This is a genomic window from Streptomyces scabiei 87.22 (assembly GCF_000091305.1).
GTDB classification, from domain to species: domain Bacteria; phylum Actinomycetota; class Actinomycetes; order Streptomycetales; family Streptomycetaceae; genus Streptomyces; species Streptomyces scabiei.
In genome coordinates this window covers 3,988,532-4,011,786 of the sequence record NC_013929.1, presented here as the reverse complement: position 1 = coordinate 4,011,786, position 23,255 = coordinate 3,988,532, and the positions used below count along the sequence as shown (strand labels likewise).

Here is a 23,255-nt window from a genome sequence, read left to right as displayed (position 1 = left end):
GATGCGCCGGAGCGGGGGGCGCGTGCCTTCCCCGAGCCCGTCCTCAGCGCACTCGTCCTCAGCGCACCCGCGCCCGCGTACCGCGTCCCGCCCGCTCTACTTCCGCCCCCGCAGAGGCCACTTCCGGTTCACCAGGAACACCGCACCGGCCACCAGCACCAGCACACCGCCCGTGATCCCGAGAGCGACCCCGATGCCGCCGCCCCCGCCGGAGGCGCTCGCCGCCACGGACTTGCCGCCCGCACCGCCGGAGGCGGACGTCGGGGCCGTGGTCCCGGGCCCGGCGGTCGGCTCGGCACTCCCACCCGAGGTCTCCGCGCTCTTGGGCGGCACCAGTTCCCCCACCGGTGTCACCTTGCCCGAGGCCTTGAACCCCCAGTCGAGGAGGCTCGCGGTCTCCTTGTAGACCTGGTTGTGCTCGTTCTTCTCCGGGTGCATGACGGTGACCAGGAGAACCCGGCCGTCCCGCTCGGCGACCCCGGTGAACGTGGCACCCGCGTTGGTGGTGTTGCCGTTCTTCACACCCGCGATGCCCTGGTAGGAATCGAGCCCGCTGTCCCCGGTGAGCAGCCGGTTGGTGTTCTGGATCTCGAAGGACGACCGGCTCTTCTTGCCGTTCTTGCCCTTCTTCGTCTCGCCCGGGAATTTCGCCCGCACGGTCGAGCAGTACTCCCGGAAGTCCTTCTTCTGCAGCCCCGACCTGGCGAACAGGGTCAGGTCGTACGCCGAGGAGACCTGCCCCTTGGCGTCGTAGCCGTCGGGACTGACGGCGTGCGTGTCGAGGGCCTGGAGCTCCTCGGCATGCTCGTTCATGTCGGCGACGGTCTGCTTCACACCGCCGTTCATCGCCGACAGGACATGGACCGCGTCATTGCCGGAGCGAAGGAAGACACCGAGCCACAGATCGTGGACGGTGTACTTCTCGTCCTCCTTTATCCCGACCATGCTGGAGCCCGCGCCGATGCCCGCGAGGTCGGCGGGGAGCACCTTGTGCTCGTCGTCCTTGTTGAACTTCGGCAGCAGCGTGTCCGCGAACAGCATCTTCAGCGTGCTCGCGGGGGCCAGCCGCCAGTGCGCGTTGTGCGCGGCCAGCACGTCGCCCGACTCGGCGTCCGCGACGATCCAGGAGCGGGCGCTGATGCCCTTGGGCAGCACCGGCGCGTCACTGCCGAGGGCCGCCCGGGTGCCCGGCCTGCCCAACTGCTCGCCACCGACGGTCGACATGGTCGCCGGGGGAGTCGCGGACGGCGAGGCGCTCGAACTCGGGGACGGCTTCGCCGCGAAGGCCGGGGCAGCCGTCAGTGTCAGCGAGGAGAGGGAGAGGGACAGCAGGGTGGCTGAGGTGACCAGCAGGGGGCGCCTGGCGGTCTTCTGGGAGGCGGGCACGATCGAGAAAGTACATGGCTCCGACCGGTAAATCCCACCGCAGCGCGCCGTGGCTCGTTCTCGCCGACTCGCGCCCCGGCTCGCACCCCGGCGCGAAGACCCCGCGGTCGGCGGCGATACTGAACGCATGAAGCTCAGCCGCCCCCTCTCCTGGTTCCTGCTCGCCTTCGGGGTGTGGAGCTGGGTCATCTGGATCACTTTCATCAAGAACCTGTGGAAGGACGGCAGCGGGCTCGCGTTCGACGACGCGGGCGATCCGACGGCGTACTTCTGGGTGCATCTGACGCTCGCCGTCGTCTCCTTTGCTCTTGGGACGGCCATCGGGGTCATCGGGTTGCGTGGCGTGCGCGCCCTTCGCCGGACCGCGTGACCGGGAGTACGACGTGATGATCATTGTCTTCGTCCTTGTCGCCCTGCTGGTGCTGAGCGCCTTCGGGGCCCTGCACTGGTACGCCTGGCGCCGCCTGGTGCGCGACACGACCCGGGGGCCGGGCCTCGCCAGACGGGTGGGCACGGTGGTGTTCGTCGTCGGACCGGTGCTGATGTTCGCGGGGTTCGCGGCCGAGCGGGCGCACGCCCCCTTCTGGCTGCAGCGGACACTGACCTGGCCGGGCTTCATGTGGCTCGCCCTCTCCCTGTACCTGCTGCTGGCCCTGCTGGCGGGGGAGCTGCTCCGGCCCCTGGTGAGCCGTCTGGTGGCGCGGCGCGCTCCGGCGCCCGCGCCGCGGCCCGAGCCGGCGGAACGTGAGCCCGAGTTCCAGCCGGTGCCGGCGGGGGCGCAGCCCACGGCGGCACCGGAGACCGCGACCGCGCACGCCACGACCGCCACGCCCCCGGGCAACGCGCACGCCACGCCCGCCGCGCCCACGCCCGCCTCCGCCGAGTCCGCCTCCGCCGAGCCCGGGCAGCCGACGCCGCCCTCCGCGACGGAGCCCCCGCCCGTCGCCCCGTCCGCTGCCGACCCGTCCCGCCGCCTCTTCGTCTCCCGGGTCGTCGGCGGGGCCGTCGCCGCGGCGGCCGTCGGCACGGTCGGCTACGGCACCTACGGGGTCGTCCGCGGCCCCAGGCTCAAGCGGGTCACCGTACCGCTGGCGAAACTGCCGCGCGCGGCCCACGGGTTCCGGATCGCGGTGGTCAGCGACATCCACCTCTCGCCGATGCTGGGCCGGGGCTTCGCGCAGAAGATCGTCGACACCATCAACTCGACCCAGCCCGACCTGATCGCGGTGGTCGGCGACCTGGTCGACGGTGACGTGGCCGACCTCGGCCCGGCCGCGGCACCGCTCGCCGGACTGAAGGCGCGGCACGGCAGCTACTTCGTCACGGGCAACCACGAGTACATCTCCGGGGCCGGACAGTGGGTCGAGGAGGTGCGCCGGCTGGGCCTCACCCCGCTGGAGAACGCCCGCCGCGAGCTGCCGTACCTCGATCTCGCCGGGGTGAACGACATCGCGGGCGAGGACGAGGGCCAGGGCCCGGACTTCGCCAAGGCGCTCGGCGACCGGGACACCTCGCGGGCCGTCGTGCTCATGGCGCACCAGCCCGTCCAGATCCACGACGCCGTCGACCACGGGGTCGACCTGCAGCTCTCCGGTCACACGCACGGGGGGCAGCTGTGGCCGATGACGTACGTCGCCCAGGCGGCCAATCCCACGCTCGCCGGCCTGGAGCGCTACGGCGACACCCAGCTCTACGTGAGCCGGGGCGCGGGCGCGTGGGGGCCGCCGGTCAGAGTCGGGGCGCCGTCGGACATCACGGTGGTGCAATTGGCGTCGAAGCAGGCGTGACGGGGCGTCAGGAGCCTTTCCGTACCTGTTCGGAAGGCTTTTCGGCGCGCGTGGGCGCTGCACTTACCGAGTTCTTTCGCAACTCAACAAAACCTGCCTTCCGTCAACACAGCCGACTGTGGTTAGGTGATCCGCGCCACCGCGAAACCACTGTGCGCAGTGGGCCGGGTGGGGTTCTTGGGAGGGGCGCCGGATGCGGTCGGTTCGCTTGAGGATTCTCGCGTCGCTGCTGGTGCTGGCGGTCGCGGCGATCGGTGGCTGGCAGCTGCTGCCGGCAGGGCTGGACGAGAACAGGACGATCACGGTCGGCACGACCGACACGGTCACCTCGCTCGACCCGGCCGGCGCCTACGACGCCGGCTCCTGGGCCATGTACAGCAACGTGTTCCAGTCGCTGCTGACCTTCGAGCCGGGCGGCGCCATACCGGTGCCGGACGCCGCGCGGAGCTGCGCCTTCGTCGGCAACGCCCTCCTCGTCTACCGCTGCACCCTGCGCCCGGACCTGAAGTTCCCCAGCGGCCGCCAGGTCACCGGCAAGGACGTCAAGTACTCCTTCGACCGGGTCAAGCGCATCAACGCGGAGGTCGGCCCCGCCACCCTGCTCGACACCCTGCGGTCGGTCACCGCGAACGGGCTGACCGTCGACTTCCGCCTCTCCTCGCCGGACGCCACCTTCCCGTTCAAGGTGGCCACCGGCGCCGGGTCGATCGTCGACCGCACCAAGTACCCGACGAACAGGCTGCGCACCGAGGCCGGCGTCGACGGCACCGGCCCCTACTCCCTGGTCTCGATCAGCGCCGAGCAGGCCCGCCTCACCCCCAACCGCGCTTACCGGGGCGTCGCCCCGCTCACCGGCAGCCCCGTCCTCATGCGCTACTACCCCAACTCGGCCACGCTGCAGAAGGCGTGGACGGCACGACGGGTCGACGTCGTCACCCGCACGCTGCCGTCGCGGACGCTCGCCGCGCTGTCCCCCAGCGATCCCGACCAGCGGGTCACCGAGGCCGACAGCACCGAGACCCGCAACCTCGTGCTCGACGTGCGGGACGACTCACCCCTGCACGACCGCCGGGTACGGCAGGCGATGGCCGCGCTGATCAACCGCGAGAAGCTGGTCGCCGACGTCTACCAGGGCACCACCGACCCGCTCTACTCGCTCATCCCGGCCGGTATCACGGGGCACACCACCTCTTTCTTCGACGCCAACCCCCAGCCCGATCCGCAGCGTGCCCGCCGCCTCCTCGACGAGGCGGGAGTCAGCATGCCGGTGCGCTTCACCTACGGCTACGCCGAGGGCCGGGGCTCGGCCGCCGCCGAGGCCGCCGAACTGAAGGAGCAGCTGGAGGCGAGCGGCCTGTTCTACGTGACGACCAAGGCGTACGAGTGGACCGCCTTCCAGAAGCGGTACGCCGAGGGCAAGCTGGACGCGTACGGGGTGGGCTGGGTCGCCGACTACCCCGACCCCGACACCTTCGGCGGGCCGCTCGTCGGCACCGGCAACTCACTGAGCAACGGGTACAGCAGTGAGCAGGCCGACCGCCTCGTCAAGGACAGCCAGCGCTACGCGGACCGCAGCCGGGCCGTGGCCGACTTCAAGGAACTGCAGGAGGTCGTGGCCCAGGACGTTCCGCTGATCCCGCTGTGGCAGCGCAAGGAGTACGTGCTCAGCAGCGAGGACGTCGGCGGGGCGCAGTATCTGTCGGACGACACCGGCGTCTTCCGGCTGTGGCGGCTGGAATGGATATGACAGACGCCGCGTGACAGGTGACGTGATCTCGTGGGCCTGGGGCGCGCGGGAGTGACACGGCGCACCCGACCCGCGCATCTTCTGTGTCGGGGGCGGGTTCGGGGTGAGGAGCGAACGTGCTGAGACGCCACTCCTTCCGGCTGCCCCGCCATCCCGCGTCCGTGGGCCTCGTCCGGCGGCGCGTGCGGGAACACCTGACCGACTGGGGGCACGGGGAAGGCTCCCCGGACCTGGACGACATCGTGCTGGTCGCCTCCGAGCTCGCCAGCAACGTCGTACGCCACGGCCCCCTGCTGGAGCGGGAGTTCGAGGTCGCGGTGACCGCCCTGGCGGACGGGTCCTGCTTCATCGAGGTGTCGGACGAGGGGACGGCCGTGCCCCGGCTCCAGGAGGTCGGGGAGTGGGACGAGACGGGGCGGGGGCTGCGGCTGGTGGATCACATCGCGGCGGCGTGGGGGGTGTGGAGCCGGGGGCGGCACGGGAAGACCGTCTGGGCCCTGGTGGGGTGACCGGGCCGCGCTCGTGTCCGCCCCCCGGCACGACGGCGTGACCGTCGCCTCCCAGCCCGGCACGGCGGCGTGACCTTCGCTTCCCGGCCCGGAACGGCGGCGGGACCGTCGCTGCCCGGTCCGCCACGACGGCGTGACCGTCGCTTTCCAGCCATCCCGATCAGTCCTTCCGCCCTGCCGCCCCCGGATCGGGCAGTACCTTCGTCATGCCCGGCAGGAAGTCCGTGAACAGCTCGTGGACCTCGCGGACCAGGGGGCGCAGCGCGCGGAACCGGGCCAGGGAGACACCCCGGGTCGTCAGCCGGGCGCCGCGCTCGGCGAGCCGGTAGCTGCGGGCGCGCCCCTCGCTCCGGTCGAAGACCCAGTACAGGACGAGCCCCATGAGGGAGAGCCACATCAACTCCGGCAGGATCTCCCGGAGTTCGTCCGGGACCTTGGCCCTGGACCCGGCCAGCACCTCGCGGTGGATGGCGATGGACTCCTCGCGCGGCCCCTCCGACTCGGGGGAGAACGGGCTGAGCGGGCTCTGCGGATCGGCCGCGTTCTTGAAGAACTGCGCCGCGAACTCGTGGTACGGCTCCGCCACGTCCAGCCACGCCGTGAGCACCCCGGCGATCCGCGCCTCCAGGTCCTTCTCCCGCTCCAGCACGGGCCGCACCGCCACCAGGTGCTCGGCACCGATCCGGTCGTAGAACCCCTGGATCAGGTGTTCCTTGCCGGCGAAGTAGTAGTACGCGTTCCCTACGGAGACCCCGGCCTCCTTCGCGATGGCCCGCATCGTCGTCTTGTCGTACCCGCGCTCCTGGAAGAGCCGCAGCGCGGTCTCCAGGATCAGCGCGCGGGTCTGCTCGGACTTCGCGGAGCCCTTGGGGCCGGACTGTTCCGTGCCGCCCCCGGGGCCGCCGGGCTCCGCGTCGAGCCGGTCGTCGATGGGCTCTGGGCTGGGGATGTCGTTCGCTGCGGGCACGGGCAGAGCCTAACGAGTCGGGCAGGTACCGGTGTCACAGTCACCGGGAGACCGGTACACCCAGCCGTACCGCCGGTCGTACACCCACCCGGTCAGCTCGGCCCCGCCGCTCCCGCAGCCCGAGCCGGGCTGCCGGTGCGCGCCCCGCCACTTCGCGGCGGCGAGGACGGCGGTGCGCGCCAGCCGGGCCCCCGCCGGGCTGCTCAGCCGGTGCGCGAGCGGCCGGTGCTCGCGCAGCGCCCACAGGCACACGATCCAGGCGGCGGACCCCCGGTACACCTGCCCGCCGTCCCCCACGATCGTGATCTCCTCCAGCGACGCCCCGTGGTCGAGCGACGGAAACAGCCGCCGCGCCTCCTCGGACCCCGCCGCCACGAACGTCAGCGGAACCAACTGCCGCTGTCTGCCCAGCCATTCCCGCAGAAAGGCGCAGAGCCCGCACCCGGCGTCGAACAGCACGGTGAGCCCGTGGACCGGGACGCGCTCGGCGCCCCGGTCCACGGTGGCCGGCCCGGCCGCGGCGCTCACGCGTGCCCCGTCGGAGCGACCCAGCCCTGCGGCGGGACCGGCGGCAGCTGCTCCCGCTCCATGACGCCCCGCCGCCGGAACCTGTTCAGCACGAACACGTTCCCCAGGTGCAGCGCCCCGAGCACGAGCAGCACCACGCCGAGCTTCGCCGACACCGCCTCGAACACCTCGCGCGGACTGGTGATGGCGCCGTCGGCGTTCAGGTACAGCGCCACGAAGCCCAGGTTCACGAGATAGAACCCGACCACCAGCAGGTGGTTCACCGCGTCGGCGAGCTTCTCGTTCCCCTGCAGGACGTCCGAGAGGAAGATCCGCCCGTTCCTGCTCAACGTCCGTGCGACCCACACCGTCAGCCCCACGCTGACCAGCGAATAGACGACATACGCGACGACCGTGAGATCCATGTCCCCACCCCTCAGCAACATTCTTGAACGCGTTCAAAGCGTCCTGGGGGAGACTCTAGACCTCTTTTTGAACACGTTCAAGCGGTCATCCGGTGCGCGCCAGCTCCGGCCGCTTGCTGTAGTCCGTGAGTCCGATGACGTTCCCCCAGGGATCCGCGAACTCGACGGTCCATCCGGTGGCGACGGAGAACGGGGCGTCGAGCGGCGGGACCCCCGCCGCCGTGAGAGCCCGTGCGGCGGCCCGCGCATCGGGCACCTCCAGCCACACCCGCGCGGAGGCCCACACGGGCGGCCGCTGCGGCAGCTCCTCCTCCACCCGCAGCAGCAGCCCGGGCGTCTCCTTGCCCACCTTCAGCCCTGCGATCCCCGCCTCGTCCAGCCGGAACCCGACCTCGAAGCCGGCCCGCTCGTAGAAGGAGACGGCCTGGCCGAGGTCGCCGACGGGGAGGAGGACGTTGTCGAACCCGAGCAGCCCGCACGCCTCGTGGGACGCGCGCGACTCGTGCGACATGTATGACCCATGTGACTCTTTGTCTGACATGTCGTCAGATTAGAGCCTCGGCCCTGACGACCGCGGGAGCGACAGCACGGGCCCGCACGGTCGGCGGACGCCGGGCTGCGGGGCATGCGGAAGGGGCCGGTCGTGGTGTCCCACGGCCGGCCCCACTCCCGCGCTCGTTCCGGTCAGCCGATGGCGATCCGGGTCTTCCAGTAGCTCGCGGGCGCGATGACCTCCGTACCCGAGCCGGACAGGACGGTCTTGCCTCCGGCGTAGAAGCGGACCGAACCGTCCGCACGCACGGCCCAGATGTCGGGGACGCCGTCCCCGTTGGCGTCCGGCGTCCCGATGAGCAGCGGGACGTTGGCGACGGACCAGCCGGCGGAGCCGTACTCGAGATCGGTACCGCCGGAGGAGTCGGCGCCGGACGACAAGGAGTCCAGGTCGGTGCCGCCGCCGCTCGCCGCCTTGCCCTTGCGGAGCATCAGCTGGGCGTGCTCGTCCGTGCGGTACACCATGTCCGTCACCCCGTCGCCGGTGATGTCCAGGACGGTGACGATGTCGCGCTCGGTCCAGGCGGAGCCCGACAGACGGATCGCCTGGTCGATGGTGGCCCCGTGGTAGCCGGTGAGAGCCCAGAGTTCGTCGCCCGCGGTGGCGAGGAAGTCGGTACGGCCGTCGCCGGTGGCGTCACCCGTGGACACGATCTGCGTCAGCGAGGCCGGGCTGGGAGCCCCCTCGGGCAGCAGGATCTCCACACGCCTGTCGATGTCGACGGCACCGTAGCCGTCGCCGGGATACACCCACAGTCTGCCGCCGACACGCACCACCAGGTCCTGGAGGCCGTCACCGCCGTAGATGTCCCCGTTGTGGGTGATCAGAGCGCCCTTGAAGTGCCCGGAGGGCGCGCCGACGTACGGCGGCAGGTCGTCGCCGTTCGGATCCTTGTCGGGGTTGGCCCGGTAGGCGCCGGCCATCGAGTAGTCCAGGTCACCGGAGCCCTTGGCGAGGTCGTTGGTGGCCTGGGAGGGGTAGAGGGACAGGTTCCCGGCCTCGGTGACGGCCATCAGGTCCGGGAGCTTGTCCCCGGTGAAGTCGCCGGGCGAGTCGGCCTGGTCGCGCGGGGAGACGTAGAAGAAGTACTTGGCCGGCTGTGACACGTTGCCGGCGCCGTCCACGGTCCGCACGTACAGCACGTTGGGCCCGGCGGTGGGCGGCTTGGCATTGGTCAGGGTGGCGCTGACGGAGGTCGCGGTGCCGGCCTTCCGGTCCAGGTGGAAGGGGTAGCTGGGCGAGTTGAAGCCGTACTCGTACCGCACGACGTCCGTGTTGAGGGCGCGCACGCCGAAGGTGCCCGCCGTGCCGAACTTCTTCGTGCTCCACTTCGAGTCGTTGGCTCCGCTGCCGAAGCCGTTCTCGTCGGTGTCGGCGTTGGGGAAGTCGGTGGAACCGACCTTGGGCAACTTCGGCGCGGCCGTGTCGAGGACGAAGCGGCACGGCGTCTTGGCCGGGGAGAACCGGGAGTACGAACCCGCGTCGTCCCGGGCCCGCACTCGCCAGGAGTAGAGGGTGCCGTTGGTCAGTTTGCCGGTGGGGAACGCGTCGGTCGTCTCCAGCGCGGTGCCGTTGTCGTCGTCATGCGCGTTCACTTTGCCGGTCTTGCCGAGAAGGTCGCCCGTCTTCGCCCATTTGCCGTGCGGCCACAGGTCGAAGTCGAAGTAGTCGAGATTCTTGTCCTTGTCGGACGCCTTCGCGGTGAAGGTCAGACTTCCCGATCCCATCCGGACGTACGGCTGAGTGGTGGTGCATTTGGCGTCGGGGCCGAGGTCGAGGGAGGTGGGAGCGGTGGGCTTGCGGTTGTAGACCAGGTCGAGCACGGGCGGGTTCTCCCCGTTGGCCTGGAATTTCTTCCACGCGTACTGCGAGTTCTCGTCCCGGGCGCGCATTCCGAACGTGATGGTGTCCCGGCCTTCGTCGGCCTTCTTCTGGGCGGCCGCACGGACGTTGAAGCCTTCCCAGGCGTCCCGGCAACCGGACTTGTAACCGTGCGCGAAACTCTTGCTGGTGATCTTGTTTCCGTCGTGCAGCCTGGGCGCGTTCCTCCAGTTGGTGCGCCCGCTGACCTTGCCGGTGAGATGCACGCTCATCGAGCGGGCGCTGCACGACCAGGAGTACGTCTCCAGCATGTACAGCTTCGCCGACGTGATCTTCGTGCCCTTGAGGTCCTTGTCGAAGCCGATGTTGAAGTAGGAGCGCGAGGTGCCCCAGGTGTCCGACTCGAAGCCGACCCGGGCCTCGTGCGTACCGCCCTTGTTGAAGCCCTTGCCGTTGTAGAACGTGGCGTTGGGGTGCCTGCTGTACGCGGTGGTCCAGTTCTGGACGTGCTTCTTGACCGACGGGTCGACGAAGACCGGGTACGTGGTGGCCGGATCGCGGAGGAAGTCCTGGTCGGGAGTGAGGAGCCAGTTCCCTCCGGAGAGGTCGGTCTCGACCAACTCGCCGCGGGAGTCGGGGGAGGGGCCGTCGAGACCGGGCAGGCCGAGCGTGGCCGCCGAGCCGGACTGCGAGGGCTCGGGCGTCGGCTCGGCGGGCGCGGACGGTGGCGGGGAGTCCGACGGAGTGGGCGCGGGGTCGTCGTCCGAGGGCACCGGGAGCTCCTCGGGGTCCGGGTCGACCTGTTCGTCCGTCTCGACGAGTTCTTCCTCGGTGGGGCTCGCGCCGTCGTCCGGCGTGGGCGTGGACGAGTCGACGGGGTCGGGGCTCTCCACGTCGGTGGGCTGGGCGGAGGCGCCGACCGAGCCGTCGGTGACCGCCGGGGCGCCGCTGCTGTCCCACATCAGCGGCGTCGGCGACAGCGCGACCTCTTCGCCGTCGGCGTCCTCGGCGGCGAGGACGCCGGTGACCGGGTTCAGCCGGAACGACAGGTCCGGCGAGGTGATGCCGTAGGTGAGCTGCTTGGCGCGCGGGTCCGCCGCGGCCTGCCGGTTCTTCAGGACCAGCAGCTGCGCGAAGCCGTCGTCGTCGGCCGTCAGCACCAGGTCGGCACCGGGGAAGATCTCCGGGTACAGGGCGCGCGAGCCGTCCACGATCGGGGCGGGGACCGGGCCGGGCCAGGTGAGGTGGATGTCGTGGCCGTCGACGGTGAGGGTGACGAGGGTGCTCGCGTCGTCGGCGGCCGTCCTGAGGCTCTTGAGCAGGGAGACCCGCTGCGCGGCGGACCGGGAGGCGCGCCGCTCGTCGTCACGCTTCCTGTCACGGGTCGCCCCGGAGCCGGCCGAGAACACCATCCTGGCGTTGGTGGCCTTCGGCTCCCAGCCCTTCCCCGTGCGGTGGAGGTCGTAGTCGATGTCCTTCCACTCGCCGCCCACCTTGGCCCGGACCGGGGAGGAGTAGAGCTTCTTGGCCATCCTGCCGTCCGGCCGCGCCCAGGTGGTGGACCGCGCCGTACGCAGCGCCGTGACCTCGACGGGCTTCCCGGTTCTCGCCGCGCGCGCGAGCGCGGCGGCGTCCGTGACCGGCTTCGCCCTCCGGTCGCCGCTCGACCTGTCGTGCGAACCCGGCTCGTCCAGGCCGAGGCCGATGAAAGTGATGCCGGTGGCAGCGAGCGCCGCGGTGAGTACGGCGGCGGTGGTCCGTCCGCCGGGCACGCGACGCCCGTCGCGCTCCTTGCGCGTCATCGGGCGAGTTCCCCTTCCCCCGTGTGTAACCGGCGCGGGACAGGGCTCGGCCGGGCCAGCCGATGATGGCTCACGAGAGCGTTGCCGTCACGCTTCGCGAAATACGAGGGCCGAATGAGTCGGGCAACGGGGGGAACCGTAAAGAGAGTTGTGAGCAGCCTTCGACAACTACCCCCGGGGTGCATCATCTTGGGGCGAAAGGTTGCAGACCGGCCGTCAACTGCCTTGATTTCGTGGGCGTTCGCGGAAGGCCGTGCTGAAATGCGTATTTGATCGCGGACCAGTCACCGCTTCCGGTAAAGCACAGGTAAATGCACTTTAAAGCTTTACCGACCGTTACCCCATGTTACGCACCGTGGCGATCATCACATCCCCACAGTTGATCTGGCGGAACTCCACAGAGGCGACACAGAATCTGCACCATCTGATACGCCATCACGCGTGGTCCCTTCTCGGTCCCGCCTCGAATGGTCCGGGGGGACCTCGCCGTGTTCGGTCGCTTCTTGCCTGTCCGCTCGCGTCGGCTGCGCCGGGTGCGCGCGGCCGTCGTGCCCACACTCGGGGCGGCGCTGCTCGTGGGGTTGCTGCCCGCGCAGTCGTTCGCGCTGCCGCCCGACCCGGCCGCGGCCGAGAAGGGCCGCGAGACCCTCAAGCTCGAGACACTCGACGAGGACGAGACCGTCGCCGGAGCGGTCGCCGAACCCGACCTGGAGACACTGAAGGTCGACGTCCCTCCGGACCGGCAGCAGGCCCCGACGGGCACGGTCACCACACCGGCGTCCGGCACGGAGCCCGTCGACTTCGGCTCGGGCGCGAGCACCGGTCCCGCATCGGCGCGGACGACCGCGACCGCGCGCCAGGCCGACATGACCCCCGCCGGAAGTCTCCCCGTCAGTCTCGGTCGGGCCCCGGACCAGGCCGCGCCCACCGGGACCTGGCAGGTCCAGCTCTACGACCGTGCCACCGCTGTGTCCCAGGGCGTCGACGGCACCGTCGTGAAGGTCCAGGCTCCCGCGACCGGCTCCGTGCCCATCGCGGTCAAGCTCGACTACGCGAAGTTCAAGAACCTCTACGGCGCCGACTGGGCCTCCCGCCTGCGCTTCGTCCAGTTCCCCGAGTGCTACCTGACCAGGCCCGACGACGAGGCCTGCCAGGAGTACGAGGAGCTGGAGACCACCAACGACGTCCAGACCCAGTCGATCACCGCCACCGTCGACACGGCGGCGGACGGAACCGTCACGCCCGCCTCTGCCCGGAAGGCCCCCTCCGGCGGGCCGTCGATCGCCCAGGCGTCCTACCGCACGTCGGCCACCGGGGTCACCCCGGTCGCCGCCACCGGTGACACGGCCGTCGTCGGCGCGGTCGACTCCGGCGGCGGCGCCGGCGGCACGTTCAAGGCCACACCGCTGGCCTCCAGCGGCAAATGGTCGGCCGGCGGCTCGTCCGGCGCGTTCACCTGGTCGTATCCGCTGACGGTCCCGGCCGCCCCCGCGGGCCCCGCCCCCAACGTCGAGTTCAGCTACAACTCCCAGACCGTGGACGGCCGGACAGCCGTCGCCTCTCCCCAGTCCTCCTGGATCGGCGAGGGCTGGGACTACGACGCCGGTCACATCGAGCGCCGTTACCGCGCCTGCCAGGACGACCGCAAGAAGATGAGGTCCGGCACCGCCAACAACACGGCCAAGAAGGACAAGACGTCCGACCTGTGCTGGGTGTCGCACAACGCGGTGATGTCCCTGGGCGGCAGGACGACGGAACTCGTGCGGGACGCCGCTTCCGGCAGCGACCCCGAGAAGGACACCGAGACCTACCGCCCCGAGAGCGACGACGGTACCCGCGTCGAGCACCGTGTCGGCGGCACCAACGGCGACAACAACGGCGAGTACTGGATCGTCACCACCACGGACGGCACCAAGTACTACTACGGGCTCAACCAGGTCGGCGGCGGTCACGCCGACACCGACTCCGTCTCCACCGTCCCCGTCTTCGGCAACCACCCCGGTGAGCCCTGCCACGCCTCGGCCTTCGCCGACTCCCGCTGCGGCTCCGGCAAGAAGCAGGCCTGGCGCTGGGGTCTGGACAAGGTCGTCGACGTACACGGCAACACCCTGGTCGTCACCTGGAAGCAGGAGACGAACCACTACGCGGTGAAGAAGAAGTTCAAGTCCCCCGAGCAGTACGACCGTTTCGCCTACCCGAAGACCATCGAGTACGGCATGCGCGGGGACCTGACCAAGCCCTCCGCGACCGTCGAGTTCGGTGTGGCACAGCGCTGCCTGAAGTCGGCGACGGCCTGTGACGCGGCGAACTTCGCCAAGACCTCCGACCCGGGCGCCTACCGCCCCTGGTGGGACACCCCCGGCAACCTCAACTGCAAGTCGACGTCGAAGCTCTGCCCCGCCTTCCCCTCCTTCTGGACGCAGATGCGCCTGGACTCGGTGACGACGAAGGCGGCCCGCGCCGGCCAGACCGGCCTGGGCAAGGTGGACACGTACGAACTCCACCAGTCCTTCCCCGAGGACTGGTACTACACGTCCCCCGGCCTCTGGCTGAACTCGATCACCCGCCGCGGCTTCGCCCCGGGCGACACCACCGGCACGCTCCAGCACAAGGACGGTGTCAGTTTCGGCGAGTACACGGTCGGCTCCTCCTCCGAGCTGAAGGGGCGCCTGAGGGACCGCCAGCTCCCCAACCTGGTGTCGAGCGGCCCGAAGGACCAGCGTCCGCCCTTCACCCGCCCCCGCATCGGCACGGTGGCCACCGAGCACGGCGGCGACATCGAGGTCGAGTACAAGGGCGGCTGCGCGAGCGAGCCGTCGGAGGACAAGGGCAGGGACAACGGCACCTGCTACCCGGTCCGCTGGTCGCCGGACGGCGACGAGAAGAAGCCCGCGAAGTCCTGGTTCAACAAGTACGTCGTGCACTCCGTGACCGAGAACGACAAGGTCACCTCGCGGGGCAAGCCGATCTACACCCGGTACGACTACACGGACCCGGCCTGGGCGAAGACCGACGACGAGTTCACCCGCCCGTCCCTGCGCACGCACAGCGTCTGGCGCGGCTACCGCCAGGTGGCGGTCACCAAGGGCAGCAGGACCACCACCTCCGCGGGAGCGCCGCAGGCGCAGTCGTACTCCGAGACGCGCTACTTCCAGGGCGTCGGTGGCAAGGTCGAGGACTCCACGGGCACGTACACGCTCGTCGCCGACGACGAGCCGCAGTACGCGGGCATGGCGGCGGAGACCCTCACCTACCTCGACTCGGACAAGGGCACGCCGAAGAAGCGCACCCTCACCTACCCCTGGTCGAAGCAGACCGCGTCCCGGTTCCGTGAGGCCGAGGACGGCGCGGACATGGATCCGCTGGCGGCCCACCGCAGTGGTGTGAAGCGTACGGACGAGATCCAGAAGGTCGGTGACAGCTGGCGGGCCGTCCGCACCCTGACGACCGTCGACGACACCTACGGCATCCCGGTCCAGGTCGAGACGGCGGTGGTCGAGCCGGACGGCTCCGGCGAGAAGTTCTCCGACCGGATCTGCACCAGGACGTCGTACGTGCACAACACGTCGGCCTGGCTCATCGGCCTGCCCAAGCAGCAGCGCACCACGGGCACCACCTGCGCGGATCACGACAGTGCCGACCCCGCCACGCAGCTGATCAGCGCGAGCCGCACCACCTACGACAACCAGTCCTACGGCGATGCCCCGACGAAGGGTCTGGTCACGGCCGCCGCCGGGGTGAACGGCGCAGGAACCTCGTACTCGGTCGTCACGAGGACGACGTACGACCCGCTGGGCCGGGTCCGTACCGTCGCCAAGCCGGGCGCCGGCACGACGGAGATGCGGTACACCCCGGGCGACACCGGTGGTCCCGTCACCTCGGTGGAGGCGATCAACGCCAAGGGACACACGGTCACCACGACCTTCGATCCGGGCCGCAGCCTGGCGCTGACGGTCAAGGACGCCAACGGCCGGGTCATCCGCAGCGAGTACGACGCGCTCGGCCGTTTCGTGAAGGGCTGGTCCCCGTCCCGATCCTCGGGAGGCAAGTCGCCGAACGTCGAGATCGAGTACCAGCCGGCGATCGCCACCTCGAAGGAGTCCCGGCCCGCCGCCGTCACGACCAGGTCGCTGAAGGACGACGGCACGTACAGCCGTCAGGTGACCATCTACGACGGCCTGATGCGCCAGGTCCAGACCCAGTCGCAGGCACACGGCCCCGGCCGCGTCGTCACGGACACCACCTACAACGACCACGGCCTGGCCGACGAGCAGACCAGCGCCTACCTCGCGAAGAACGAGCCGGCCGCCGAACTCTTCTCGCCCAGGTCGAAGTCGCTCGTCCCGGCCTGGGTCAAGCACCGCTACGACGGTCTGGAGCGGCCGGTCAGCCAGTCGACGTACCACGACCAGAAGGCGGTGTACGCGGCCAGGACGGAGTACGGCGACACCAGCACCTCCGTGGACCCGCCCGGCTCGACGTCGCCGCGCGTCCGGACCGTCACGGACGCGCTCGGCCGGGTCACCTCGGTCGTCCACCACAAGGACGACAGCACGAGCGCCGGACGCGCGACCACGTACGGGTACGACGACCGCGGCCTGCGCACCAGCGTCAACGACCCCGCCGGCAACAAGTGGACGTACACGTACGACGCCCGGGGCCGGGTCACCTCCACGACCGACCCGGACGTCGGCAAGACGGACACCTGGTACGACGAGGCCGACCGGCCGTACAAGGTCACGGACGCCGAGAAGCGGACGACGTACACGGAGTACGACGAGCTGGGCCGGGTCAGGTTCGTCCGTGAGGGCTCCGAGACGAGCAACCCCGTCAAGTCGTTCACCTACGACTCACTGTCGGGGGCCCTCGGCCGGCCGGTCGCCTCCACCCGTCACACCGCGAACGGCGACTACATCAGCCGCGTCACTGGCTACGACACCGAGTACCGGCCTACGGGCACCGAGACGGTGATCCCCGCCAACACCATGACGACGGGTGTCGCGGGCACGTACCCGTACAAGTACACGTACACGCAGACCGGAAAGCCGCAGACGGTCACGCTGCCCTCGGTGGGCGGCCTGGCCCAGGAGAAGGTCGTCACCCGCTACAACAGCGACGGCCTGACCGAGTCGACCTCGGGTCTGGCCTGGTACACCTCCGGCGTCACCTACTCGCCGTACGGCGAACCCCTGCGGACGGTGTCCGGCTCCCAGCCGAACCGTGTGTGGACGACCAACTTCGTCGACCCCCATACCGGTCGTCTCCAGCGCACGGTCGCGGACCGCGAGACCGCCGGCCCGCACCGCCTCTCGGACAGCTCGTACTCGTACGACAAGTCCGGCGTCATCACGTCGAACGCCCGCCAGCTGTCGGACGCCTCCGGTGACACCTGGGACATGCAGTGCTTCACGTACGACGTGATGGGGGAGCTGGCCAACGCCTGGACGTCGAACATCGCTCCCGCGGGCAAGGGCACGGGCTGCAAGGCGGCGAACGGTACGACGTGGGGACCGCGTACGGACTACGCGGCCTCGTCGGGCCCGGTCGCCGACGCGCCGGACACGGCGAGCGACGCCGCCGCCCCGGACGCCTCCCTGAAGTCGAGCCTGGCGGCCACGGCCCCGGCCACCGCGACGGTCTCCACGGGCGCCACCGCCTACCACCAGTCCTTCACCTTCGACTGGCTGGGCAACCGGGCCACCCTGACCGAGGCCGACCCGGCGGACGCGACCAAGAACGTCACCTACACGTACGGCTACAACACCTCCAAGCAGCCGCACACGATGACGTCGATCGCGTCCAGCCCGGCGGGGCAGGGCAGTACGTACACGTACGACGCGGTGGGCAACACGAAACTCCGTGATCTGCCGGCCGGGGCGCAGGACCTGAAGTGGACCTCGGAGAACAAGCTCGACACGATCACGGTCGGCAGCAAGAAGACGACGTACGTCTACGACGCCGCCGGCAACCGCCTCCTGGAGAACTCACCCTCTGGCTCGACGCTGTACCTGGGCGAGACGGAGGTGACGACGGGCAGCGCCGGCGCGATCACCCGCGCATCCCGGTCCTACTCCCAGCCGGGCGCCCCGATGGTGACCCGCACCACGACCAGCGGCGCGACGACGGGGCACCAGCTCTCGGCCCTCCTCGCGGACCACCTGGGCACGGCGAACACGGCGGTCGCCCTGGCGAGCGGCCAGGCGGTCACCCGCCGAGCCGCCAAGCCGTTCGGCGAACTCCGCGGCCCGAAGCCGGCGTCGTGGCCCAACAAGCGCGGCTACATCGGCGTCGGCATCGAGGACACGACCACCGGCCTGACCCACATCGGCGCCCGCGAGTACGACCAGAACACGGGCCGCTTCATCTCGGCGGACCCGATCATCGACATCGCGGACCCGCTGCAGATGAACGGGTACGCGTACTCCAACAACGGCCCGGTCTCGAATTCCGACCCGACGGGTCTGTGCCTGACCTGCGGCGAGGGCCTGCCGATCGGAGGAACGGGCCACAACGGAACCGAAAAGCGCTATGTGGGCGCCCGTCAGGGGGCTTCTCAGGGAGGGGGCGGGGTCGGCGAGCCGAGCCGCACTCCGGAGGCTCAATGGGTGACGGCCCATACTTCGGGATCGAACGACGCGCGGCGCGTGGCCGGTCAGTACTACCTCAATGGAAGCAACAAGTTCCTCAACACCGCGAGCGGCTACTGGTACCCCCAGACCAACGTGTTCGGTACGCCGGAGACAGTCTGCTTCGGGCGCCTGGGCTGCAACAAGGCGTATGCCTACTCTCTCGACCATCCGGATGATGTGGACGGCGCGAAGGAAATCGCCGCCAACTACTGCGTCGACAATTTCGCGAAATGCCAGGCTGACGCCCGCGTCTGGGGGCGGACGATGGAGCTCGGGGAAGAGTTCGTCGAGGCCCTGAGCATGGGCCAAGGTCGCCTCTTCCTGGGCGGCAGCCGGCTGCTCGGAGGGTGCACGAAGTGTTTCCTCGCAGGAACCGACGTCCTCATGGCCGACGGCACCACCAAGAACATCGAGGACGTCGAACTCGGTGACAAGGTCCAGGCCACTGACCCGGAGACCGGCGAATCGGGTGCACGCGTAGTCACCCGCCTCATCGTCACGGAGGACGACAAGCACTTCAACGAACTCTCCATCGCCACGGAAGACGGTATCGAAAAGCTCACGGCGACCTATGAGCACCCCTTCTGGTCACCGTCAGAGGACAAGTGGACCGAGGCCGGCGACCTTGAGCCGGGCATGACCCTGCTCACGGACGAGGGCAACACGGTCATCGTCACCGGGAACCGGGCCTACACGCAGCATGCACGGACGTACAACCTCACTGTCGACGACCTGCACACGTACTATGTGCTGGCGGGGGCCACGCCGGTCCTCGTGCACAATTCGGGCGGGCTGTGTGGGCCGGGGTTCAGAACTGCATCACAAGCCGGGATCAGCCCGAACGATGCGCTGCGTATCCAAAATGCTGCCGATAAGGCCGGCCAGCCGGTCATTGTGGTCGGAAGCCGCGCGAACGGCAGCGCTAACCCGGCATCGGACTGGGATTACATTTTGTCTGGCCCGTCGAGGTCTCGGCATAGTCAGCAGAGCTCCTTGCCACGGGGAACCGGAGATGGTGAAGGAAGCGGCCGAGGGCGCGACTTCTGGCAGAACTACAATCCAAGTCGGCCAGACTATGCAGAATTGGACCCGAGTAAACCCTATGTCATATTCGAGCCCCGGAGTCGGTGATCAATTGAAAGCGTCGGAACGAATCATCAACGAGATTGCCCAGGGGCTCCTTGGCTGGGAGGAGGGGGTGAGCTGGTTCTCCTCCCTGGAGCAGGTCGAGCAAAAGGCGGTACTGCATGAGGTGGTTCGCCACTCCATGCAGGCCCACGCAACGGCGGAGGACGGCCGAGAGGGCGTTTTGCGATCCGGAGTGAAGCCGACAGCGAATCCTGCTGTTCTGATTGTCAAGGAACCGCTACTCCAGCAAATGGGAAAGATTATCAATCTCCCTGAAGCTGAGTACGTGAAGGCGTTTCGTGTTCTTCTTTCCACCTTCGTCGTGGCGGATACGCGGCGGAGGGAGCTAGAGTGTCGAGGAAGTTGCAGCCATGCTTGGCATAACTTGACATAGGAGTGATCGGCGGTCCTTTTGGCCTCTCGGCAGTGCCATCAAGTACCGGTCACCACGACTACCTGAATTCGGTTCGGCGTACAAAATGGGAGCCCCCACCAGGCGCGTGCTTGGTGGGGGCTCCCGGCCGTTTGACGGCAACGGTGACGGCAACGGTGACGGCAACGTCAGCGGACAGTTGCCGTGGAGGGCGGGTCTTCTCGGTCGTCGTTGCCCGTGCCGAGTAGGTCGTTGAGGGTGTTGATGGCCTGGCGCTGGAGGCGGAGGCGTACGTGGGCGTAGACGCCGGCGGTGACGCCTATGTGGGCGTGGCCGAGGAGTTCCTTGATGACGACGAGGTCGATGCCCTGTTCCAGGAGCAGGGTGGCGGTCGAGTGTCGGAGGTCGTGGAAGCGGATGGTCCGGAGTCCGGAGCTGTGGAGGAGGCGGCGGAAGCGGCGGGTGAGGTTGGTGGGGTCGAGTGGCTTGCCCTTCGGGGTGGTGAAGACGAGGCCGTTGTCCGCCCAGTTCGTTCCGGCCGCCTGACGCTCTTCCTGCTGCTGTTCCTGGTGGATCTTGAGGGAGCTGAGGCATTCGGTGGGGAGCGCGATGCGCCGCTCGGAGGCCAGGGTCTTGGTGTTCAGCACGGTCAGCCCCTGGCTGCGGGTCCGCTGGAGGGAGCGGTGGATGGTGGCGGTGCCGCCGTCGAGGTCGACGTCTTCCCAGTGGAGGCCGAGGAGTTCGCCCTTGCGGAGTCCGGTGCGCAGGGCGAGTTCGTACAGGGCGTGAAGCCGGTCGCCGTTGGCCGCCTGGAGGAGTTGCCGGGCTTCGGTGGCGGTGAGGGGCTGGAAGCGTCTGGGGCGGGGTGCGGTCGTCTTGATGTTCCGGGCGACGTTGCGCGGCAGTTCGTCCTCATGGACGGCGTGTTCCAGGGCGGACTTGAGGACCGCGTGGACGTACGTCACGGTCAGCGGTGACAGCCGCTTCTCACAGCACTGGCCGATGGCGCAGCAGGACCGCCGGTCCGTGTCCCGTCCCTGGGCACAGCACTGGCAGGTGGTACGGAGTCCGTCGAGGAAGGTGCGGACGTCGCGGGTGGTGAGCCGGGCAAGCTTCTTCGCGCCGAGCCCGGGGTTGAGGTGGAGGCGGATGGAGGCGGCGTAGCGGGTGTGGGTGTTCTCCCGCAGGTGGTGAACGGCGACGCCTTCCAGCCAGTACACGAGGTAGGCGCTCACGGTGCTGTCGGCCGTCGCGACAGGGAGGCCGCGGTTGCTGGCGGCGATCTTCTCGGTGAGCTTGGTCAGCGCGTCCTTGTGGGTGTTGCCAGGTGCGAGGACGTAGTGGTCATCCACCCCGGTCACGACCTTCGCCTCGGTCAACTCCCTGGTCACCGTGTCGACGAGCATCCACCGCCGACAATGTCCATCTGCCACAAGTGCATCGCACGGTCCCGCTACCAGCGCTTGTAATCCGACCGCTTCCGGCGCCGGACCCCCGGCTTTACCAGCCCATGCCGCACCAGGATCCGATACACCGTCATCCGCGACGGCACCGGCGCCACCGCACCGGACCGCTCCAGCGCATGAGCGATCCGCCGCGGACCCCAGCGAGGGTGCTTGCGCCGCAGCTCGCACACGGCCGTCTCCACCTCGGCGGAGGCCTGATGCGGACACGAGGCCGGCCTGCGTGACCGGTCCGCCAGCCCCGCCAGGCCGGAGACCGCATACCGGGACTTCCACCCGCTCACCGTCTGCCGCGACACCCCCAGCGACGCGGCGATCTCCGTCACCGTCGCACCCGCCAGCACTGCCAACACAGCCCGGTATCTCTGCTCGACAACCGACAACTCCACCAGAGCCAATCCCGGCCTCCCGCCACACGCCGCAACGACGTGCACAGAAAAGCCGATCACGGCCACCGTCAACCATCAGCTGGGATCGAACTGTCAAGCATCACCCGGGACCGGACACACTCGCCGCCCGGCGTGTGCGTTCAGATTTTCTGTACGAGGTTCAAGGCGGGCCTCGCCCGCGGAGGCTGGCCGTCGTCGCCGACAAACCCGCCGTTCAATCGGGAGGCCGACTACGCCGCAGGTGGCGAGCCGCCCCGGCAGTCGGGGGTGATCGGGGGCTGCCGGAGCGGCAACCTGCCTGGTCACCGGGCTGACCGTAACGGAGTTCTTGGCGGAGCAAGTTGTCGCCCACGACCGTCCTACGGCCGGATCGCAGGCACAGGGCCGACCAGGGGGCCGACCCTCACGCCCGCCGCCAGGCTCACCGAGGGCGGTAGCCGATGTTGCCTCTGGCAGGGGAGCGTGAAGCTCCCGGCCACTCGCCGTCAGCCGGACCGCCTTCCGTCACGATCCCCGTGCTGCCGGACTGCCTGACGCCAGGCCCGCCGCACGCCGACCGACGGCCGCCCCGGAAGTCGAGCGCCGAGCCGCTCAAAGACCCCGTACCGCCCACTTGCCCGGGGCGGGGCCCTGGATCGGGCAGGCCACCGGCCCAAGGGCGCGCCAACACCCGCGCGGATCGTGGCTGCGGCAGGTGGACAGGAGGTGAAAGGCGATCAGTCGGTGGCTTTCGGGTGTCCGGTGCCGGCATAGGTGATCCAGGCGGTGCGGTTGGCGTCGTCGACCAGGTACCAGATGCGGCCGCCGCCGGTGACCTCGTACTGCCAGCGCTCCAGCGTCTGTCCCTTCCAGACCGTAGCGCCGAGCTTGCCCTTGAGGCGGTGGTGGCGCTCGGGGTCGGCGGCGGCCCGCGGGGCGGATCGGATCTTGTCGAAGGCGCGGCGGAGGTTGCCTGCGGCGTGGCGGGAGAGGTGGTCCCAGCCGTTGGCCGCTTCGGTGTTGGCGAAGCGCAGGTCGAATTCGTCACCGATCGGGGGTGGGGCCGCGCGGTCACCGCGCTTGGGGCTCACTCGGCGGTCTCGCCTTCGGGTACGGGGACAGGGCCGAGGTCGCCGTCGGGCTCGCGGGTGAGCAAGTCGTGCAGGGCCGGGTCGGCGTAGATCTCGGCACTGTGCCGCCACTGGGCCAGCAGCAGCGCGATGGGAGTCAAGTTCTCCAGCGCGGCAGCCCCACGGGCAGTGTCCACCAGCTCGGCGAGCATCGCCTCGACGTCGTCCTCCGGGAGGAAGACCGACCAGGGCAGGGCATCAGGCAGGGCCTGTCGCAGTGCGGCGGTGTTCTCGGTGCGGACCAGCCCGGCGAGCAGGCGAGCGGTGAAGTCGACCACGGTGGAGTCCTGCGCCAGCTGGTCGGCGCGAATGAGCGCCAGGTCGCCCGCGTCGCGTCGGCGCAGGCGTAGTGCGCGGACCGCGTCCAGGCGCCGGGCGGTGGCAGCGGGGTGGTGGAGCAGCTCGCTGAAGGGTACGTCCTCGTAGGCCGTCGTCATGACATCCACAGTAGCTCGGATGTCCTGGCTCGGGTAGCGGGTAGCGGTCCGGGCGCTGCTTGGTCATGGCCACGCTGCTCTACAGGTGACCAGGAACGGACTGTCGGCGCGTCGCCTCTGACCGGGAGCGAAGCCTGCCCCTCCGAGCGGCACACCCGCCCCGTCCCGGCCTGCGCTGCCGAACCGGCGGACGGCCGATCCGCCGTGGGGCTCCAACCCTGCC

General features: G+C 69.7%; 14 protein-coding genes and 2 pseudogenes. 6 read left to right on the top strand and 10 right to left on the bottom strand.

Annotated elements, in window-relative coordinates; translation table 11 throughout:
- Positions 1 to 96: 96 nt before the first annotated feature.
- The gene (locus SCAB_RS16835) at positions 97 to 1,386 is read right to left on the bottom strand and encodes a D-alanyl-D-alanine carboxypeptidase family protein (RefSeq protein ID WP_037727214.1); all 1,290 of its coding nucleotides are present in this window, start codon (positions 1,384 to 1,386) and stop codon (positions 97 to 99) included.
- A 127-nt stretch (positions 1,387 to 1,513) separates the two neighbouring features.
- Between SCAB_RS16835 and SCAB_RS48490 the strand changes: the two genes are divergently transcribed.
- The 4 genes from SCAB_RS48490 to SCAB_RS16815 all read left to right on the top strand — a co-directional run bounded on the left by SCAB_RS48490 (position 1,514) and on the right by SCAB_RS16815 (position 5,429).
- A complete protein-coding gene (locus tag SCAB_RS48490) occupies positions 1,514 to 1,756 on the top strand; it encodes an SCO4848 family membrane protein (RefSeq protein WP_013001293.1) in 243 nt (80 codons plus the stop codon).
- A gap of 16 nt (positions 1,757 to 1,772) precedes the next feature.
- Entirely contained in the window at positions 1,773 to 3,173 is a 1,401-nt protein-coding gene (locus tag SCAB_RS16825; RefSeq protein ID WP_037727654.1) for a metallophosphoesterase, read from the top strand.
- A gap of 193 nt (positions 3,174 to 3,366) precedes the next feature.
- A complete protein-coding gene (locus tag SCAB_RS16820) occupies positions 3,367 to 4,920 on the top strand; it encodes an ABC transporter substrate-binding protein (protein ID WP_037727216.1) in 1,554 nt (517 codons plus the stop codon).
- Between the two features lie 116 nt (positions 4,921 to 5,036).
- Positions 5,037 to 5,429 (top strand): ATP-binding protein, encoded by a 393-nt coding sequence (locus SCAB_RS16815; protein ID WP_037727218.1) that lies wholly within the window; start codon positions 5,037 to 5,039, stop codon positions 5,427 to 5,429.
- Between the two features lie 160 nt (positions 5,430 to 5,589).
- On the opposite strand, the gene SCAB_RS16810 is transcribed toward SCAB_RS16815, so the two are convergent.
- From SCAB_RS16810 to SCAB_RS16790, 5 genes are all read right to left on the bottom strand, one after another.
- On the bottom strand, positions 5,590 to 6,396 hold the full coding sequence (locus tag SCAB_RS16810; protein ID WP_013001289.1) for a TetR family transcriptional regulator: 807 nt from the start codon (positions 6,394 to 6,396) through the stop codon (positions 5,590 to 5,592).
- Between the two features lie 9 nt (positions 6,397 to 6,405).
- A complete protein-coding gene (locus SCAB_RS16805; protein WP_013001288.1) occupies positions 6,406 to 6,924 on the bottom strand; it encodes a thiol-disulfide oxidoreductase DCC family protein in 519 nt (172 codons plus the stop codon).
- A complete protein-coding gene (locus tag SCAB_RS16800) occupies positions 6,921 to 7,328 on the bottom strand; it encodes a hypothetical protein (protein WP_013001287.1) in 408 nt (135 codons plus the stop codon). The genes SCAB_RS16805 and SCAB_RS16800 overlap by 4 nt, the downstream gene beginning before the upstream one ends.
- Before the next feature lie 85 nt (positions 7,329 to 7,413).
- Positions 7,414 to 7,839 (bottom strand): VOC family protein, encoded by a 426-nt coding sequence (locus tag SCAB_RS16795; protein ID WP_013001286.1) that lies wholly within the window; start codon positions 7,837 to 7,839, stop codon positions 7,414 to 7,416.
- A gap of 173 nt (positions 7,840 to 8,012) precedes the next feature.
- Positions 8,013 to 11,504, bottom strand: coding sequence for a DNRLRE domain-containing protein (locus SCAB_RS16790; RefSeq protein ID WP_013001285.1), 3,492 nt, complete (start codon positions 11,502 to 11,504; stop codon positions 8,013 to 8,015).
- Positions 11,505 to 11,992: 488 nt separating this feature from the next.
- Between SCAB_RS16790 and SCAB_RS16785 the strand changes: the two genes are divergently transcribed.
- Positions 11,993 to 19,264, top strand: coding sequence for a polymorphic toxin-type HINT domain-containing protein (locus tag SCAB_RS16785; protein WP_013001284.1), 7,272 nt, complete (start codon positions 11,993 to 11,995; stop codon positions 19,262 to 19,264).
- Complete coding sequence (locus SCAB_RS47325; RefSeq protein WP_319185300.1) at positions 19,146 to 19,655, top strand: DUF5958 family protein; 510 nt, start codon at positions 19,146 to 19,148, stop codon at positions 19,653 to 19,655. Before SCAB_RS16785 ends, SCAB_RS47325 begins: the two co-directional genes overlap by 119 nt.
- 167 nt (positions 19,656 to 19,822) lie before the next feature.
- On the opposite strand, the pseudogene SCAB_RS16780 reads toward SCAB_RS47325, so the two are convergent.
- From SCAB_RS16780 to SCAB_RS16765, 4 genes and pseudogenes are all read right to left on the bottom strand, one after another.
- Positions 19,823 to 20,974, bottom strand: a pseudogene (locus tag SCAB_RS16780) (tyrosine-type recombinase/integrase); the annotation flags it as partial.
- A pseudogene (locus tag SCAB_RS47550) lies at positions 20,975 to 21,480 on the bottom strand (helix-turn-helix domain-containing protein); the annotation flags it as partial.
- Positions 21,481 to 22,202: 722 nt separating this feature from the next.
- Complete coding sequence (locus tag SCAB_RS16770; protein WP_013001281.1) at positions 22,203 to 22,556, bottom strand: hypothetical protein; 354 nt, start codon at positions 22,554 to 22,556, stop codon at positions 22,203 to 22,205.
- Positions 22,553 to 23,032 carry a hypothetical protein gene (locus SCAB_RS16765; protein ID WP_041669304.1) on the bottom strand — a complete coding sequence of 160 codons (480 nt, stop codon included), beginning with the start codon at positions 23,030 to 23,032 and terminating at the stop codon, positions 22,553 to 22,555. The genes SCAB_RS16770 and SCAB_RS16765 overlap by 4 nt, the downstream gene beginning before the upstream one ends.
- Positions 23,033 to 23,255: the final 223 nt, after the last annotated feature.

What these genes read in the sequence shown, in the direction of transcription:
- SCAB_RS48490 (WP_013001293.1), top strand. Translation starts at nt 1,514, where the DNA reads ATGAAGCTCAGCCGCCCCCTCTCCTGGTTCCTGCTCGCCTTCGGGGTG.
- SCAB_RS16795 (WP_013001286.1), bottom strand. Translation starts at nt 7,839, where the DNA reads ATGTCGCACGAGTCGCGCGCGTCCCACGAGGCGTGCGGGCTGCTCGGG.
- SCAB_RS16765 (WP_041669304.1), bottom strand. Translation starts at nt 23,032, where the DNA reads ATGACGACGGCCTACGAGGACGTACCCTTCAGCGAGCTGCTCCACCAC.
- SCAB_RS16820 (WP_037727216.1), top strand. Translation starts at nt 3,367, where the DNA reads ATGCGGTCGGTTCGCTTGAGGATTCTCGCGTCGCTGCTGGTGCTGGCG.
- SCAB_RS16800 (WP_013001287.1), bottom strand. Translation starts at nt 7,328, where the DNA reads ATGGATCTCACGGTCGTCGCGTATGTCGTCTATTCGCTGGTCAGCGTG.
- SCAB_RS16790 (WP_013001285.1), bottom strand. Translation starts at nt 11,504, where the DNA reads ATGACGCGCAAGGAGCGCGACGGGCGTCGCGTGCCCGGCGGACGGACC.
- SCAB_RS16825 (WP_037727654.1), top strand. Translation starts at nt 1,773, where the DNA reads ATGATCATTGTCTTCGTCCTTGTCGCCCTGCTGGTGCTGAGCGCCTTC.
- SCAB_RS47325 (WP_319185300.1), top strand. Translation starts at nt 19,146, where the DNA reads ATGGTGAAGGAAGCGGCCGAGGGCGCGACTTCTGGCAGAACTACAATC.